This window comes from Burkholderia aenigmatica (assembly GCF_048627025.1).
GTDB classification, from domain to species: domain Bacteria; phylum Pseudomonadota; class Gammaproteobacteria; order Burkholderiales; family Burkholderiaceae; genus Burkholderia; species Burkholderia aenigmatica.
Genome location: NZ_CP184469.1, coordinates 3222389 through 3237453, shown reverse-complemented (window position 1 = coordinate 3237453; position 15065 = coordinate 3222389). Strand labels below are relative to the sequence as shown.

Sequence of the window (15065 nt, the reverse complement as noted above, 5' to 3'; positions counted from 1 at the left end):
TCGACGACCTCGCACCGATCCGCTCGACCTGCGTCACATCGTCATCGCCGCTTGACCTTACCATCATGGGAATGTTGATACTGGAACCATTCGCGGCATGAACCGCGCATTTGGGGAATCCGACATGACTGAACCACTCGCCTCCACCGCACTGCAAACCATCGAACTGAGCGTCGACGGCATGCATTGCGGCGGCTGCACGGGCCGCGTGCAGCGCGCGCTGGCCGCCGTGCCGGGCGTCGTCGACGCGACGGTCGATCTCGATGGCCACTCGGCGACCGTGACCGCGCAGGAAACGATCGACGCCGCGCAACTCGTCGATGCGGTCGGCGCTGCCGGCTACCGCGCGGCCGTGCGCGAGCCGGCGCTCGAAACCGCTGTGCCCGTGCCTCGTGCCGAAGCGTCGCCCGCACCGGCGGCCACAGCCGTTTCGACCACGAGCCAGCCGCTTCCGGCTGAAACCACGATCGAACTCGATATCGACGGCATGACCTGTGCGTCGTGCGTGTCGCGGGTCGAAAAGGCGCTGGCGAAGGTGCCGGGTGTCACGCGTGCGTCGGTCAATCTGGCAACCGAACGCGCCACCGTCGATGCCACGGCGGACGTTTCCGCTGCGCGACTGGTGGAAACCGTGAAACAAGCCGGCTACGGCGCAACGCCGACCATAACGGATACAGGCGTCGCCACGTTCGTCCCTTCCCCGCCTGCCGCGCCCGCCAGCATCGAACTCGACATCGACGGGATGACCTGCGCGTCCTGCGTGTCGCGTGTCGAAAAGGCGCTGGCGAAGGTGCCGGGCGTCACGCGCGCGTCGGTCAACCTTGCGACCGAGCGAGCCACCATCGACGCGACACCCGACGTGACCGCCGCACGGCTCGCCGAAGCCGTGACACAAGCCGGCTATGGCGCGACGCCGGTTGCCGGCGCGGCCATCCCGCCGGCAGCCTCCACGGCCTCCGCCGATCTCGAACTCGACATCGGCGGGATGACCTGCGCGTCCTGCGCCGGCCGCGTCGAAAAGGCGCTGGCCGCCGTGCCGGGCGTCGCGCGCGCTTCCGTCAACCTCGCGACCGAGCGCGCATCGGTGCATGGCGCCGGCGCGCTCGACGCCGCCACGCTGATCGCCGCCGTCACCACCGCCGGCTACCGCGCGTCGCTCGCCGCCGCGTCATCGGCCGTTGCCACGGCCGGCGCTGACGCGCAACCGGCCAACGCCGCGCAGGACCCCGATGCGCGCAAGCGCCGCGAAGCGATTCGCGAACGCAACCTGGTGATCGGGGCCGCCGTGCTGAGCGCGCCGCTCGTCGCGCCGATGCTCGTCGCGCCGTTCGGCATCGACCTGATGCTGAACGGCTGGCTCCAGCTCGTGCTCGCATCGATCGTCCAGTTCGGCTTCGGCGCGCGCTTCTATCGTGCCGCCTGGCATGCGGTGAAGGCGCGCGCCGGCAACATGGACCTGCTCGTCGCGCTCGGCACGTCGGCCGCGTACGGGTTGAGCCTGTGGATGCTGCTGCGCGACCCCGCACATCCCGGCCACCTGTATTTCGAGGCGTCGGCCGTCATCGTCACGCTGGTGCGCTTCGGCAAATGGCTCGAATCGCGCGCGAAGCGCCAGACCACCGACGCGATCCGCGCGCTGAACGCGCTGCGGCCCGACCGGGCGCGCGTCGTCGAGCACGGCGTCGAGCGCGACGTGCCGCTGGCGCAGGTGCGCGTCGGCACCCGCGTCAGCATCCGCCCCGGCGAACGCGTGCCCGTCGACGGCCGGATCGTGTCGGGCCGCTCGCACATCGACGAATCGCTGATCACCGGCGAAAGCCTGCCGGTGCCGAAGGACGACGGCGACCCCGTCACGGCCGGCTCGATCAACGGTGAAGGTGCGCTCGTCGTCGAAACCACCGCGATCGGCGCGGAGACGACGCTCGCGCGCATCATCCGCCTCGTCGAATCCGCGCAGGCCGAGAAGGCGCCGATCCAGCGGCTCGTCGATCGCGTGAGCGAGGTGTTCGTGCCGGCGATCCTCGGCATCGCGGTGCTGACGCTGGCCGGCTGGCTGATCGCCGGCGCCGGGACGGAAACCGCGATCCTCAACGCGGTCGCGGTGCTCGTCATCGCGTGCCCGTGCGCGCTCGGCCTCGCGACGCCCGCCGCGATCATGGCCGGTACGGGTGTCGCGGCCCGGCACGGCGTGCTGATCAAGGATGCGCAAGCGCTCGAACTCGCGCAGCGCGCGACCGTGATCGCGTTCGACAAGACCGGCACGCTGACCGAAGGCAAGCCGTCCGTGACGGCGTTCGAAGCCGTTGGCGTGCCGCATGACGAAGCGCTCGCGCTCGCGGCGGCGGTGCAGCGCCAGAGCGACCATCCGCTCGCGCGCGCCGTGGTCGCCGCGCACGACGCCGACGTTGCCGCGCGCGGCAATGCGGTGCCGCCGGCCGTCGCGGCCGATGCGCGCGCGGTGGCCGGACGCGGCGTGGAAGCGCGCGTCGGCGGGCAGTTGCTCGCGCTCGGCAGCACGCGCTGGCGCGACGAACTCGGCATCGCAGTGCCGCCCGCGCTCGACGCCCGCGCGGCAGAGCTCGAACGCGCGGGCAACACGATCTCGTGGCTGATGCGCGCCGATGCGCCGCGCGCCTTGCTCGCGCTGATCGCTTTCGGCGACACCGTGAAGCCCAGTGCCCGCGACGCGATCGCGGCACTGTCGGCGCGCGGCATCGCGAGCGTGCTCGTGACGGGCGACAACCGCGGCAGCGCGGCGGCCGTCGCGGCGGCGCTCGGCATCGGCGAAGTGCATGCTCAGGTGCTGCCCGACGACAAGGCACGCGTCGTCGCCGAACTGAAGCGCACGCACAGCGGAATCGTCGCGATGGTGGGCGACGGGATCAACGACGCGCCCGCGCTCGCCGCGGCCGATGTCGGCATCGCGATGGCGACCGGCACGGACGTCGCAATGCACACGGCCGGCATCACGCTGATGCGCGGCGATCCGGCGCTCGTCGCCGACGCGATCGACATCTCCAGACGCACGTACCGGAAGATCCAGCAGAACCTGTTCTGGGCGTTCGTCTACAACCTGGTCGGCGTGCCGCTTGCGGCGCTCGGCTGGCTGAACCCGGTGATCGCGGGCGCGGCGATGGCGTTTTCCAGCGTCAGCGTCGTGACCAACGCGTTGCTGTTGCGGAGATGGAAGGGTCGCGCGCGGTGACGTGTGCCGGTGACGTGTGCCGGTGACGTGTGCCGGTGACGTGTGCCGGTGACGTGTGCCGGTGACGTGTGCCGGTGACGTGTGCCGAACGGCCTGACGGCCGTTCGGCGCTTTCGGCAGGCGGAAGAAGCGGGAGGGTTGGCCGGTGTTGGCCGATCGCGGCGAGTCGAATCGCCAGCGCATGACGACGCCGTGCCGGCCTGTGGCTTCAGTCCGAAATGACCGGCTTGATCAAGGTCGTCGTGATCGGCACGAAGCCGCACGCGCGATACAGCGCACGGGCCGCCGCGTTGTGATTGAACACCGACAGCCCGATCTCGGTGACGCCATACTGACGTGCTTCGGCGTCAAGCGCCTCGAGCGCGCGTGTGGCCCAGCCCTGGCGGCGCCGGGACGGGGCGATGTCGAGGTCGTAGATGAACAGCGTGCGGTTCGGCCCTTCGGGCACGATCGCGTACCAAAGGTCGCCCACCGCGTCGCCGCTGGCGCCGTCGATGAGCACGACGAGGGTCTGGCCGGAAGTACGCAGGCCGTCCGGCAGCAGCGTGTCGAAACAGGAGCGCGCCCGGCTGGTCGCGTCTTCGACAGCATTTTGTCCGGATGAGACGAGATCGCGCGCGTAGCCGTCGATGGCTCGCGTGCGGTACGCGTGGAATTCGCTGGCCGTCATCGGCCGCATCTGCAGCATGGCCCGGTCACCGTGAACGGAATCGGACTTCCAGTGTAGCGGGACGGTCGCGCCGGCGCGCGATGCGGCGGCGGAAAGCGGGCGGGCAGGTGCGGCGGGCGCCGCGCCGAATCAGCGAATCAGCGAATCAGCGAATCAGCGAATCAGCGAATCAGCGAATCAGCGAATCAGCGAATCAGCGAATCAGCGACGATACAGGACGATCGGCACGAGGTGCGCACGGCGCACGCGCTCGGCTTCGGCACGACGCGCAGCGTACGAGTATTCGGCGTCGAGCGGCAGGTGCGGGGACACGAACAGGTCGTCGATCTTTTGCAGCAGGGCGAGGATGAAGCTCATGTGAGACTCCTGACAGATATGGCTAGGGTTTTCCCTAGGACGGACTCCATTCTAAGGGTTTTCCCTGAACTCTGCCAGCGCGCCGCATCAGTTTGCCGCATGCGCGCGACGACCGATCGCCGATGCAGAACGGCGATCCTTGCTCCGTCTAGCTCCCAGGATAGGGTCGAAACGATTAACGCGTGCGGCGAGCACGCTTCGCGACGGCCGCCTCGCGATTCGCGTTGCGCTGCAGCCGGTCGACTTGCGACAGCAGCGCTTCGTGATGCTCCTCGAGCGTCATCAGCGTTGCCTGTTGTGTCGACAGATCGGCCGTGAGGCGATCGATCCGCTGCTGCTTCGTGGCCACGTCCTGCTTCAGGTGCGCGATCTGCCGCGTCTGCATCACCAGCGCGACGAGCCCGGCCAGCACGACGACAGCCAACGCCAGCAGCAGGCGGTTGACGCGACGCATCTCGCGATCGGCCGCGTGCGTCAGCCCGTCCACGTCGGCTTGCAGGGCAGCGAGCCGGTCGGTCAGCGGGCGCAGGTGCGTATCCGGATCGAAGGCTGGCGCGGCCGGCTGCGCGCGTTCCGCCGACGGCTTGGTAACGAAGGATGCAGAGGAAGCCACCGGCTGCGTCATCGGGGATACGCTGGCATCGGCCGACGGTGCGGCGTCATGGGTGTTCGCGGTGTTCGCGGTGTTCGCCGTGTTCGCCGGCTGCGCCGACGTCTGCGGCTCGACCGTCGACACCACTTCCGGTGCCGGGCCCGCCTCGCCCGATTCAGCCGCCGTGTCGACGCTCGTCACGACCGACGCGACTTGCACCGCTGTCGCGTCGCTTGTACCGGCAGCCGCCCGGCGTTTGCCGCCAGACGATGCACGACGCTCTTTCACGGCGTCACCGGAAGATCGCCCGGCGCGGGATTTGACCGTGGTGGCGTCGACAACAGCCTTCTCGACTTCACCGCCAGCCGCTTGCGATTCGATCGCCTTCGCCGCAGCACCATCGGCCGCTTGCTGTTCGGTCGTCACCGTCGTGACGCCGTCGACCGCAGACACATCGGCGGCCTTCGCTGCAACCTCATCGGCCAGAGGAACATCGACTGCCTTCACCGCAACACCGCCAGCAGCCGGCGCGACATCAGCGTTCGCGACATCCCCACCTTCAGGCACCGAAACACCGTGCACCACCGTCGCGACTTCCTGCGTCACCGCGCCGTCAGCCGCTTCCGCATGCCCTGCCGCGGCCGCCCTCCCGCGCGCATCGAACCCGTCCAGCGCGGGCTGCCGCCCGGAGGCCACGTCGTCCGCGATATCGACCACCGCATCGGCTTGCGCGCCCGCTTCGTCGCGCGCCGCAACCGCCGCGCGCTCACCCGGCTCGAGCACCGGATCGCCGAACAGGTCGAGCGTCCGTTCGTCCCGCGCCCCCTCGCCGGCCGGCGCACTGCCGGACCGCGCCGTCGCCCTCGCGGACGTACTGCTCGCGGCAGCAGCCGAACGCTGGCGGGAACGGGTCGACGAACGATTGGAACGGGAGCGGGAGCGAGGCGAGGAAACGGATTCGGTCATGGAAATCGGATAGCAGGGCCCGCGAGCGCGGAACCGGATGTCGAACGGAATCGGTACTCGGTCATTGTCGCATGCCCCGATGACGATTCCGCCTATTCGTCGCCCGACAACCCGTTGCCCTCTTCGAAACGCGTCACCCCCTTCAGCGTGCGCAGCTTGTCGCAGATCGCCTGGTATTCGAGCTCCGACACCCGCGCGAGTGCGATGCGCACCTCGTCGTGCTCACCCGTGTCGTCGGCGCGCTGCACGATGAACTGCTTCACGCGCGCGCTGTCCGCGCCGAGCGCCGCGTGCAGCGAATCGAAGTTCAGCGTGCCGCTCACGACCGTCAGCGCGAGCTGGCGCCGCTGGCGCACCGTGAAGTAGCGCCGCTCCAGCGGCTTGATGCCGGCCAGGATGATCAGGATGATGATCGTCGCCGAAATCGACGCGACGTAGAGCCCGCCGCCCACCGCGAGGCCGATCGCCGCGACCGACCACAGGCTCGCGGCGGTCGTCAGCCCACGCACGATCTCCCCGCGCAGCAGGATCGACCCCGCGCCGAGGAAGCCGATGCCCGACACGACCTGCGCGGCGATCCGCGACGGATCGAGCACGATGTGCTCGCTACTGCCGAGAACGTCGGCGAACCCGAACGCCGACACGATCATGATCAGCGTCGAGCCGACGCATACAAGCATGTGCGTGCGCAGGCCGGCCGCCCACGACAGGCGCTCGCGCTCGAAGCCGATGACGCTGCCCAGCGCCGCCGCGAGAACGAGCCGCATCACGAGTTCCAGGTTGCTCAGCATGCGATTTATCTCCTTTTTTGGTGCCGGCCGTGCGGAATGTTTTATCCTTGGCCCCGGCCGCGCCGATCCTCCGGGCCGCGCCGACACGTTTCGAACCCAGCGCTCAACCCCGTCATGTCCGTTTCCGACTCCGCTTCCGCCCAGGCCGCCCAGCTGCGCCACCATTTCGCGCACGTCGTCTTGCCGATCTGGCGAGGTTCAGGGTTCGACCAGACATTACAGTTGCCGTTCGAAGCCGTCGATCCGGCCACCCACGCGCCGCTGCCCGTGACCCGTTATCGCGCAATGGCCTGCGCACGGCAATTGTTCGTGTTCGCGCAGGCCGGCGACACCGCGCACGCGGCCACGCTGTTCGACGCACTGGGCCGGCGCTTTCGCGACCCGCGCCACGGCGGCTGGGTCTACAGCGTCGACGCGCAGGGCGCGCCGCTCGACACGACCAAGGATCTCTACACGCACGCATTCATCGTGTTCGCGTGCGCCGCGTGGTATGCGGCGTCGGGCGACGCCGCCGCTCGCCAGGCGGCCGAGGAGACCGCCGCGCTGATCCAGGACCGCTTCGCGCCGCGCCCCGGCGACGCGCGGCTCGATGCGGCGCGCCACGCCGACTTCTCGTCATCCGGGAGCGGTGCGCTGCAGAATCCGCTGATGCACCTGACCGAAGCGTGGCTCGCGGCTGCCGATGCATTCGGCGACGCGGCGTTCGACGACGCGCTCGCGCGCACCGCGCAGGCCATCGAGCACACGTTCGTCGACCCGGCGACCGGCTGCGTGGCCGAGCTGCCGCTCGGCTCCGCCGACAACCGTTTCGAGCCCGGCCATCAGTTCGAATGGTTCTACCTGGTCGATGCGGCCGGTGCGCGGCTCGCGCAGACCGGGCTCCCCGGCGCGCTGGCGCGCGCGTTTGCGTTCGCGGAGCAATACGGCGTCGATCCGCAGACGGGCGGCGTCTGCGCGGCGCTCGACGCGCAAGGCGCGTGCGTCGACGGCACGCAGCGGATCTGGGCGCAAACCGAGTACCTGCGCGCGCTCGCGACGCACGGCGGCACGCCGGCCTCCGCGCCGCTCGCGCGGCAGATCGAGCGCTTCGCCGCGCGCTTTCTGCATCCGCGCGGCTGGTTCGAGTGCAAGACGGCGGACGGGCAGGTGTCGCGCGCCGACATGCCGTCGACGACGCCCTACCACCTCGCGACCGCCTACGCGGCGCTGCCCGCCGGCGCGTAATCCGTCTCGGCGAACGACGGCGCCGCGCGTTCGCCGCGTGCGGCGCGTCCATCGCCGAGTTCGAACACCGACACCGCCTGCATCAGGTGCGCGGTCTGGTCGTTCAGCGACGCGGCCGCCGCCGCGACCTCCTCCACCAGCGCCGCGTTCTGCTGCGTGAGCTGATCCATCTGCGTGACGGCCTGGTTCACCTGCTCGATCCCGACACTCTGCTCGACCGACGCCGACGTGATCTCGGACATCGTCTGCACGACGCGCGTGATCGACGTCGACACCGTCCGCATCGCTTCGCCGGCGCGCTCGACGAGCTCCGCGCCGCCGTTGATCTGCGCGACCGAATCCTCGATCAGCGCCTTGATCTCCTTCGCCGATTGCGCGCTACGCTGCGCGAGCGAGCGCACTTCGCCCGCGACGACCGCGAAGCCGCGCCCCTGTTCGCCGGCCCGCGCGGCCTCCACCGCCGCGTTCAGCGCCAGGATGTTGGTCTGGAACGCGATGCCGTCGATCACCGAGATGATCTCCGCGATCCGGCCCGAGCTCTGCGCGATGCCGCGCATCCGGTCGATCACGCTGTCGACCACGCCGCCGCCGTGGCTCGTCGCCTCGAGCGCCGCATCAGCCAGCGCGCTCGCCGCGCGTGCGCTGTCGGTGTTCTGCCGGACGGTCGCCGTCAGTTCCTCCATGCTCGCGGCCGTTTCCTCCAGCGACGCGGCTTGCGTACCGGTGCGCGCCGACAGGTCGGCGTTGCCGCCCGCGATTTCGCCCGCGCCGAGGTGGATCGCGTCGGACGCGTGGCGCACCGTGCGCACGGTGCCCGCGATGCTCGTCTGCATCGCGGCGAGGCCGCGCAGCATCCGGTCGATCTCGAACACGCCGCCCGCCCGCACGACTTCATCGAGCCGGCCCTGCGCGATCCGCTCGAAATGGCGGCCGGCTTCCTCCAGCGGCGCGACGACCGCGCGCCGCGCGGCCGCGTAGATCGCCGCACTCGCGACGAGCATCGCCACCAGCAGCACGATGCCGACCGACTTGAACCAGAGCATGCCGCCGTCGATCGTGTCGAGCGCCGTGCGGCTCGATGCGCCGCCATAGTCGGTGAAGCGGTGCAGCTCGGCGATATAGGCGTCCTGGATGCTCTGCGTCGGCTGGTCGAGGAAGGCCTGGATGTTGTCGGCATCGAGGAACTGCACGAGTTCGCCCAGCGCACCGCGCAGCGCGCGATAGCGCTCGGCGAGCGCCGCGACGCGCGCACGGTTGGTATCGTCGACCGGCTGCGCGGCCGTCAGCGCGGCGAACGCCTTGTCCGCCTCCGCGAGCGAAGCGCCGGCATGGCGGATGATGTCTTCCGGCTTCGGGCCGCCGCGCACCATCCGCGTGCCGGCGCGCGACAGGTTGATACGCGCGTCGAGCAACTGCTGGGTCGCCTGGCTGGCCGCGTCGACCTGCGCGATCGCGACGTTCGACAGATCGTCGACGCCGCTACGCGTCGACTTGAGCGCCCAAAAACCGAGCGCCTCGATCGCGAACAGGAAGAGGCAGAACACGGTCAACACGCCGAGCAGACCCGACGCGAGCTTGATTTTTCCGAACATGGGGGAATTCCTGAAAGCGGACGATGAGGCAATGCCCCGGCATTAGCGGCATTTCTTCGTCGGACTTTAGGAACGGACGGTGACGAAGTGCGCGTTGCCCGCGCATTCCCGCCGAATGTCCCGCAAACGGGGAAATCTACGGCGTTCGACGCAATAATCGCGTCGCATCGCACCAGAATTCGCACGAAACGCGGACGAATTTCCTTGCTTATCCGCAGCCCCCTTCCTAGAGTTCAGCGCAAGCGGGCACTCATTTCGAGGAAAGTCGATGACCGACATCACGGATCACGCGCGCGGCGCATTGCGTGCGCAACCGTTCAGCATGCTGCTGGGCACGGAGCTGATGCATATCGGCGACAACGAGGTGTCGCTGTGCCTGCCCGTGCGCGAAGAACTGCGGCAACAGCACGGTTTCGTGCACGGCGGCGTCATCAGCTACCTCGCGGACAACGCGCTGACGTTCGCCGGCGCGCTCGTGCTCGGCCCGCGCGTGATCACCGCCGAATACAAGATCAACTACCTGCGGCCGGCCGTGAACGGCACGCTCGTCGCCCGCGCGAAGCTCGTCTATGCGGGCCGGCACCAGGCGACCTGCCAGTGTCATGTGTTCGTCATCGACGGCGATCACGAGCGGCTCGTCGCGATCGCGCAGGGCACGATCAACCGCGTTGGCGACGGCAAGATGCCGGATGCGCCGGAGGAAACGGCGTGAGCGGGCGGCAGCCGGTTTCGCGCTAACCCGCCCCGCCCCCCGCCAGCGGCAAAAACCGCGGCGCCACGCGCGCCCGCACGTTGCCGTTCTCATCCGTCCGATAGATCCCGCGTGCCGCGTTGTGCGGATGCGTAGCCGCGTCGGCCACGCTCAGCAGCGGCGCAAAGCACACATCGGTACCCTCCAGCAGCGCGCGCCAGTGCGCGGACGGCTGCTGCGCGAACACCTCGGCGAAGCGCACCTTCAGCGCAGGCCAGCGCGCGCGGTCGTACTGCGACGCCGGATCGACGTCGGTCAGCCCGAGCCGTTCGACCAGCAGCGCATAAAACGGCGGCTCCAGCGCGCCGATCGTCACGCATTCGCCATCCGCGCAGCGGTACACGTCGTAGAACGGCGCGTCGTGAAAGAGGCTCGGCTGCGCGCCGTCGAGCTGCCCGTTCGCGCGCGCCCACAGCGCGAGCGAACCGAGCATCGATACGATGTCGACGATCGCACCGTCGACCACGCGCCCCGGCCCGCCGCCACGCACGTCGAACAGCGCACAGACGATCCCGAACGCGAGCCCGAGCGCGCCGCCCGCATCGCCGACGACGGTCGGCGGCACCCCCGGCCGGCCGTCGCGCGGTGCCGATAGCGACAACAGCCCCGTCAACGCGACGTAATTCAGGTCGTGTCCGGCCGCAGCTGCGAGCGGGCCGTGCTGCCCCCAGCCGGTCATCCGCCCGTACACGAGCGTCGGATGGCGGCGTGCGCAATCGTCAGGCCCGAGGCCGAGCCGCTCCATCACGCCGGGCCGCAGGCCCTCGATCAGCGCATCGGCCTGTGCGATCAGGTCGAGCGCGGCGTCGCGGCCGGCCGGCGACTTCAGGTCGAGTTCGACGATCGTCTTGCCTTCGCGCAGCAAGTCGCCGTCGCCTGACTTCAACGCGTCCGGCGCGCTCGTGCGGCCGGCCGGGCGCGCGATCAGCGTGATCCGCGCGCCCATCCCGGCGAGGATCCAGCCCGCAAGCGGGCCGGGGCCGAGCCCTTCGAATTCGATGATGTGGATGCCGGAAAGCGGCGTGTTCAATGGCATGGCGACCTCGCTGAAATGCAGCCGGGACAGAAGCAACGAAACCTCCCGATTCTATGCGAATGCCTGCGCGCGCCAACTTCAGCCGGCTAGCCCGCCGCGGCATCCGGCCCCTGCCCGGCCAGCACCTCCCGCATCGCCCGCACGATCGCGTCGCGCTGCGCTTCGATCCGCTCGACCGGCCCGGCCACGCCCATGGCCAGCGGCAGGCCGTTCCAGCCGTCCGCGATCACCATCGAGATCATCGCGGCGCCCTGCGTGACCGTGTGCGCCGAATAGGAGTAGCCGAACCGGCGCGTCTGTTCGACCTTGTCGAGCACGACATCTTCGTCGATCGTCCGGCCCGTCTTGCCGAGCCGGCGGATGCTGCGCGACACGAGCCGGCGGATCACGCTGTCCGGCTGGAGACTCAGCAGCGCCCAGCCGAGGCTCGACATGCAGATCTCGCGACGCGTGCCGATCGGCGCGTAGAACTGGATCGGAAGCGTATGCGCACCCTCGACCGCATCGATGTACTGCACGTACAGGTCGCTCTGCACCGCGATCACGACGGCCTCGCGCGTGCGGACCGCCAGCCGCTTTGCGACGGCATGCCAGTACCGTCGGCTGCCTGCGGTCGAATCGACGAGCGCTTCACCGAGATTGACGAGCCGCGCCGTGGGCGCATACGTATGGGTGGCATCGTCGTACGCGAGATAGCCGAGCGCCTTCATGCTGGTCAGCAACGCCGCCGCGCTCGACCCCGGATAGCCGCAGCGCGTCGAGATCTCCCGCACGCTCAGCGGCCGCTGCAATGCGCTGAACAGCTCCAGCACTTCAAACACGCGCGCCGCGCTCTTGACCACGTTTCCGCTCATCCCGCCGTCTCCTCACGCCACCGGGCGAGCCTTCCACGTATGTGGAACGGAATTTCCCGCCGCCAACCGTCGTGACGATACTAGGCTTCGGCCGGCGGCGTGAAGTCGCGCGGCACGGAACATTCGGAGACACCATGACAGCCTTTCTGATCCGTGAACGGCAGGGACCGATCCTGACCGTCACGATGAACCGTCCGGAAACACGCAACGCCATTTCGGACAACGATGCGATCGACGCACTGACCGAATGCTGCGACGACGCGAACCGCGACGAATCGATCCGCGTGCTGGTCCTGACCGGTGCCGGCACGACGTTCTCGTCGGGCGGCAACGTGAAGGCGATGCGTGCGTTCATGGAATCGGACCCGCACGACCTCACCGCGATCCGGACACGCTATCGCCGCGGCATCCAGCGCATTGCGCACGCGTTCCAGCACCTCGAAGTGCCGGCCATCGCGGCGATCAACGGCCCGGCCATCGGCGCCGGCACCGATCTCGCGTGCATGTGCGACATCCGCATCGCCGCCGAACGCGCCCGCTTCGCCGAAAGCTTCATCGCCCTCGGCCTCGTGCCCGGTGACGGCGGCGCGTGGTTCCTGCCGCAGATCGTCGGCGCCGCCGTCGCCGCGGAAATGTCATTCACGGGCGATGCGCTGGACGCACAGGCGGCGCTGCGCTGCGGGCTCGTATCGCGTGTCGTTCCCGATGGCGACCTCCTTGCGCACGCGCTTGAACTGGCCGGCCGCATCGCCCGGCATTCGGGCACCGCGTTGCGCCTGACCAAGCGGCTGCTGCGCGAAGGCCGCCACGCGAGCCTCGACACGCTACTCGACCTGTCGGCGTCGTACCAGGCGTTCGCGCACGCCACCCCCGAACACCGCGAAGCCGTGAACGCACTGTTCGCCGCGCGCGGTTGAATCCGCGCCGCATCGCATGCCGGCGTGCCGGCCCGCCGAATCCCACATCGAAGGAAACATCGTCATGACAAGCAGTACCGAAGGCGCACTCGCAGGCGTGCGCGTGGTCGACCTGAGCCGCGTCTACGCGGGGCCATTCTGCGCGCAGACGCTCGCCGACCACGGCGCGGACGTCATCAAGATCGAACCGCCGCAAGGCGACGAAACGCGCGACTGGGGGCCCGCGATGCCGAGCGGCATCTCCAGCTACTACTGGGGGCTCAACCGCAACAAGCGCAATCTCGCGCTCGACCTGTCGCATCCGGACGGGCGCGACGTGCTGTTCCGCCTGCTCGACACGGCCGACGTGCTGATCGACAACTTCAAGCAGGGCACGCTCGAACGCTGGGGCATCGGCTACGAGGGCTGCCTGCGCGAGCGCTTCCCGCGCCTCGTCCACTGCTCGATCTCCGGATACGGCACCGACGGCCCGCTGGCGCGGTTTCCGGGCTACGACGCCGTCGCGCAGGGTCTCGCCGGCTTCATGTCGATCAACGGCGAACCGGGCGGCATGCCGCTCAAGGTGCCGTTCCCGGTCGTCGACTACGCGGCGGGCCTGAGTGCCGTGTCGAGCGTCCTGCTCGCGCTGGTCGAACGGACCCGCTCCGGTCTCGGCCAGCACGTCGACATCGACCTATTCAGCACCGCGCTGTCGATGCTGCATCCGGTCAGCACGACCTGGATGGCGACCGGCGACGTACCCGTCGCGACCGGCAACGTGTATGCCGCGATCGCGCCGTACGGCGTCTATCCGTGCAAGGACAAGCCGATCTCGACCGGCGCCGGCAACAACCGCACGTTCGCGCGGCTCGTCGAAGCGCTCGGCGTGCCCGAGCTGGCGCGCGATCCACGGTTCACGACCAACGCGAAGCGCGTCGCGCATCGCGATGCGCTCGATACGCTGCTCGGCCAGCTGACTGGCGAACTGCATGCCGACGACATCGTCGAGCGGCTGCTGAATGCCGGCGTCGCGACGGGCCCGGTGAACACCGTCGCCGATGCGTTCGGCCATCCGCAAGCCGCGCACAACGCGATGTTCGTCAAGACCGACACGTACACCGGCGCGGGCGTCCCCGCCAAACTCTCCCGCACGCCCGGATCGATACGCCGGCCGCCCCAGCTGTTCGCCGCCGACACCGACGCCGTGCTCGACGCGCTCGGCATCGACGCGGCGCGCCGGGACGCGCTGCGGCAAGCGGGTGTGCTCCACGACACGCGTGCAGACGCCACCGGGAGCGCGTCATGACCCCATCCGGCTCGTTCTCTTCGCTGACGGGCGACGACGCCCCGTCGATCCTGCGCAACGACGACAGCGGCATCGCGTGGCTGACGATCCATCGTCCGCACGTCGCCAATGCGCTGTCCGCCGAAGCCATCCGGCGGCTGTGCGACGAACTCGTCACGCTCGACGACGACCCGTCAATCCGCGTCATAGTGATCCGCGGCGCGGGCGAACGCGCGTACTGCGCGGGCGTCGATCTCGGCGATCCCGAGATGCGCGGCATGCAGCCGATGCGCGGGCTCGCGCGCAACGTGCACGAGCTGATCCTCGAGCTGCGCAAGCCGACCATCGCGGCGATCAACGGCTACGCGATCGGCGGCGGCTTCGAGATCGCGCTCGCGTGCGACCTGCGGATCGCCGCCGACCACGCGACCTTCGCATTGCCCGAAGCGCGCGTCGGCATGGGCGCGAACTTCGCGAGCGTGCTGCTGCCGCGCTTGCTGCCGCGCGCGATCGCGATGGAGCTGCTGTTCACGGGCCGCCGCTTCGACGTGGACGAGGCGCAGCGCGCCGGGTTGCTGAACCGCGTCGTCCCCGGCGCCGCACTCGACGACACCGTGCGCGAACTCGCGCAGACGATCGCCGGGAACGCGCCGCTCACGATCCGCCGCATCAAGGAAACCGCGACCCGCAGCCAGGGGCTGCCGGTGGCCGTCGCGCTGCGGCTGGACGTCGGCCCCGACGTCTATGCGAGCGAAGACCGGATCGAGGGCGCCCGCGCGTTCCTCGAGAAGCGCAAGCCGGCATTCAAGGGGCGCTGAGCCCGACGCGACACGGCGGCATCACGCG

At 69.6% G+C, this 15065-nt stretch carries 13 protein-coding genes; 6 read left to right on the top strand and 7 right to left on the bottom strand.

Features of this window, described 5'->3' with window-relative positions; all coding sequences use genetic code 11:
* The first annotated feature begins 124 nt into the window (after positions 1-124).
* Positions 125-3205 (top strand): heavy metal translocating P-type ATPase, encoded by a 3081-nt coding sequence (locus ACN8ZM_RS31605; protein ID WP_420211746.1) that lies wholly within the window; start codon positions 125-127, stop codon positions 3203-3205.
* Positions 3206-3413: 208 nt separating this feature from the next.
* Here ACN8ZM_RS31605 and ACN8ZM_RS31600 read toward each other — a convergent pair whose 3' ends face one another.
* The 4 genes from ACN8ZM_RS31600 to ACN8ZM_RS31585 form a co-directional block, all read right to left on the bottom strand.
* Positions 3414-3893, bottom strand: coding sequence for a GNAT family N-acetyltransferase (locus ACN8ZM_RS31600; RefSeq protein WP_420211745.1), 480 nt, complete (start codon positions 3891-3893; stop codon positions 3414-3416).
* 183 nt (positions 3894-4076) lie between these two features.
* Positions 4077-4232, bottom strand: coding sequence for a hypothetical protein (locus ACN8ZM_RS31595; RefSeq protein ID WP_006481665.1), 156 nt, complete (start codon positions 4230-4232; stop codon positions 4077-4079).
* 175 nt (positions 4233-4407) lie between these two features.
* Positions 4408-5790, bottom strand: coding sequence for a flagellar hook-length control protein FliK (locus ACN8ZM_RS31590; protein ID WP_420211744.1), 1383 nt, complete (start codon positions 5788-5790; stop codon positions 4408-4410).
* Positions 5791-5882: 92 nt separating this feature from the next.
* Entirely contained in the window at positions 5883-6581 is a 699-nt protein-coding gene (locus ACN8ZM_RS31585) for an MgtC/SapB family protein (RefSeq protein WP_043181134.1), read from the bottom strand.
* Between the two features lie 114 nt (positions 6582-6695).
* Here ACN8ZM_RS31585 and ACN8ZM_RS31580 point away from each other — a divergent pair, with 114 nt between their 5' ends.
* Entirely contained in the window at positions 6696-7805 is a 1110-nt protein-coding gene (locus tag ACN8ZM_RS31580; RefSeq protein WP_043181137.1) for an AGE family epimerase/isomerase, read from the top strand.
* Here the strand turns inward: ACN8ZM_RS31580 and ACN8ZM_RS31575 are convergent.
* A complete protein-coding gene (locus tag ACN8ZM_RS31575; protein ID WP_089451648.1) occupies positions 7778-9397 on the bottom strand; it encodes a methyl-accepting chemotaxis protein in 1620 nt (539 codons plus the stop codon). The two genes, ACN8ZM_RS31580 and ACN8ZM_RS31575, sit on opposite strands and share 28 nt — an antisense overlap.
* Before the next feature lie 268 nt (positions 9398-9665).
* Here ACN8ZM_RS31575 and ACN8ZM_RS31570 point away from each other — a divergent pair, with 268 nt between their 5' ends.
* Entirely contained in the window at positions 9666-10109 is a 444-nt protein-coding gene (locus ACN8ZM_RS31570; protein ID WP_011353771.1) for a PaaI family thioesterase, read from the top strand.
* A 22-nt stretch (positions 10110-10131) separates the two neighbouring features.
* Here ACN8ZM_RS31570 and ACN8ZM_RS31565 read toward each other — a convergent pair whose 3' ends face one another.
* Both ACN8ZM_RS31565 and ACN8ZM_RS31560 read right to left on the bottom strand, forming a co-directional pair.
* The gene (locus tag ACN8ZM_RS31565; protein WP_420211743.1) at positions 10132-11184 is read right to left on the bottom strand and encodes a CaiB/BaiF CoA transferase family protein; all 1053 of its coding nucleotides are present in this window, start codon (positions 11182-11184) and stop codon (positions 10132-10134) included.
* A gap of 86 nt (positions 11185-11270) precedes the next feature.
* A complete protein-coding gene (locus tag ACN8ZM_RS31560; RefSeq protein ID WP_420211742.1) occupies positions 11271-12038 on the bottom strand; it encodes an IclR family transcriptional regulator in 768 nt (255 codons plus the stop codon).
* Positions 12039-12172: 134 nt separating this feature from the next.
* Here ACN8ZM_RS31560 and ACN8ZM_RS31555 point away from each other — a divergent pair, with 134 nt between their 5' ends.
* The 3 genes from ACN8ZM_RS31555 to ACN8ZM_RS31545 all read left to right on the top strand — a co-directional run bounded on the left by ACN8ZM_RS31555 (position 12173) and on the right by ACN8ZM_RS31545 (position 15037).
* The gene (locus tag ACN8ZM_RS31555) at positions 12173-12955 is read left to right on the top strand and encodes a crotonase/enoyl-CoA hydratase family protein (protein ID WP_420211741.1); all 783 of its coding nucleotides are present in this window, start codon (positions 12173-12175) and stop codon (positions 12953-12955) included.
* Between the two features lie 64 nt (positions 12956-13019).
* A complete protein-coding gene (locus ACN8ZM_RS31550) occupies positions 13020-14240 on the top strand; it encodes a CaiB/BaiF CoA transferase family protein (protein ID WP_420211740.1) in 1221 nt (406 codons plus the stop codon).
* Positions 14237-15037: an enoyl-CoA hydratase/isomerase family protein gene (locus tag ACN8ZM_RS31545; RefSeq protein ID WP_420211739.1), complete on the top strand. Its 801-nt coding sequence runs from the start codon at positions 14237-14239 to the stop codon at positions 15035-15037. Before ACN8ZM_RS31550 ends, ACN8ZM_RS31545 begins: the two co-directional genes overlap by 4 nt.
* The last annotated feature ends 28 nt before the right edge of the window (positions 15038-15065 follow it).

Excerpts from the sequence above, each read along its gene's own strand:
- ACN8ZM_RS31605 (WP_420211746.1), top strand. The coding sequence starts at position 125 with ATGACTGAACCACTCGCCTCCACCGCACTGCAAACCATCGAACTGAGC.
- ACN8ZM_RS31600 (WP_420211745.1), bottom strand. The coding sequence starts at position 3,893 with ATGCTGCAGATGCGGCCGATGACGGCCAGCGAATTCCACGCGTACCGC.
- ACN8ZM_RS31595 (WP_006481665.1), bottom strand. The coding sequence starts at position 4,232 with ATGAGCTTCATCCTCGCCCTGCTGCAAAAGATCGACGACCTGTTCGTG.
- ACN8ZM_RS31590 (WP_420211744.1), bottom strand. The coding sequence starts at position 5,790 with ATGACCGAATCCGTTTCCTCGCCTCGCTCCCGCTCCCGTTCCAATCGT.
- ACN8ZM_RS31585 (WP_043181134.1), bottom strand. The coding sequence starts at position 6,581 with ATGCTGAGCAACCTGGAACTCGTGATGCGGCTCGTTCTCGCGGCGGCG.
- ACN8ZM_RS31580 (WP_043181137.1), top strand. The coding sequence starts at position 6,696 with ATGTCCGTTTCCGACTCCGCTTCCGCCCAGGCCGCCCAGCTGCGCCAC.
- ACN8ZM_RS31575 (WP_089451648.1), bottom strand. The coding sequence starts at position 9,397 with ATGTTCGGAAAAATCAAGCTCGCGTCGGGTCTGCTCGGCGTGTTGACC.
- ACN8ZM_RS31570 (WP_011353771.1), top strand. The coding sequence starts at position 9,666 with ATGACCGACATCACGGATCACGCGCGCGGCGCATTGCGTGCGCAACCG.
- ACN8ZM_RS31565 (WP_420211743.1), bottom strand. The coding sequence starts at position 11,184 with ATGCCATTGAACACGCCGCTTTCCGGCATCCACATCATCGAATTCGAA.
- ACN8ZM_RS31560 (WP_420211742.1), bottom strand. The coding sequence starts at position 12,038 with ATGAGCGGAAACGTGGTCAAGAGCGCGGCGCGCGTGTTTGAAGTGCTG.
- ACN8ZM_RS31555 (WP_420211741.1), top strand. The coding sequence starts at position 12,173 with ATGACAGCCTTTCTGATCCGTGAACGGCAGGGACCGATCCTGACCGTC.
- ACN8ZM_RS31550 (WP_420211740.1), top strand. The coding sequence starts at position 13,020 with ATGACAAGCAGTACCGAAGGCGCACTCGCAGGCGTGCGCGTGGTCGAC.
- ACN8ZM_RS31545 (WP_420211739.1), top strand. The coding sequence starts at position 14,237 with ATGACCCCATCCGGCTCGTTCTCTTCGCTGACGGGCGACGACGCCCCG.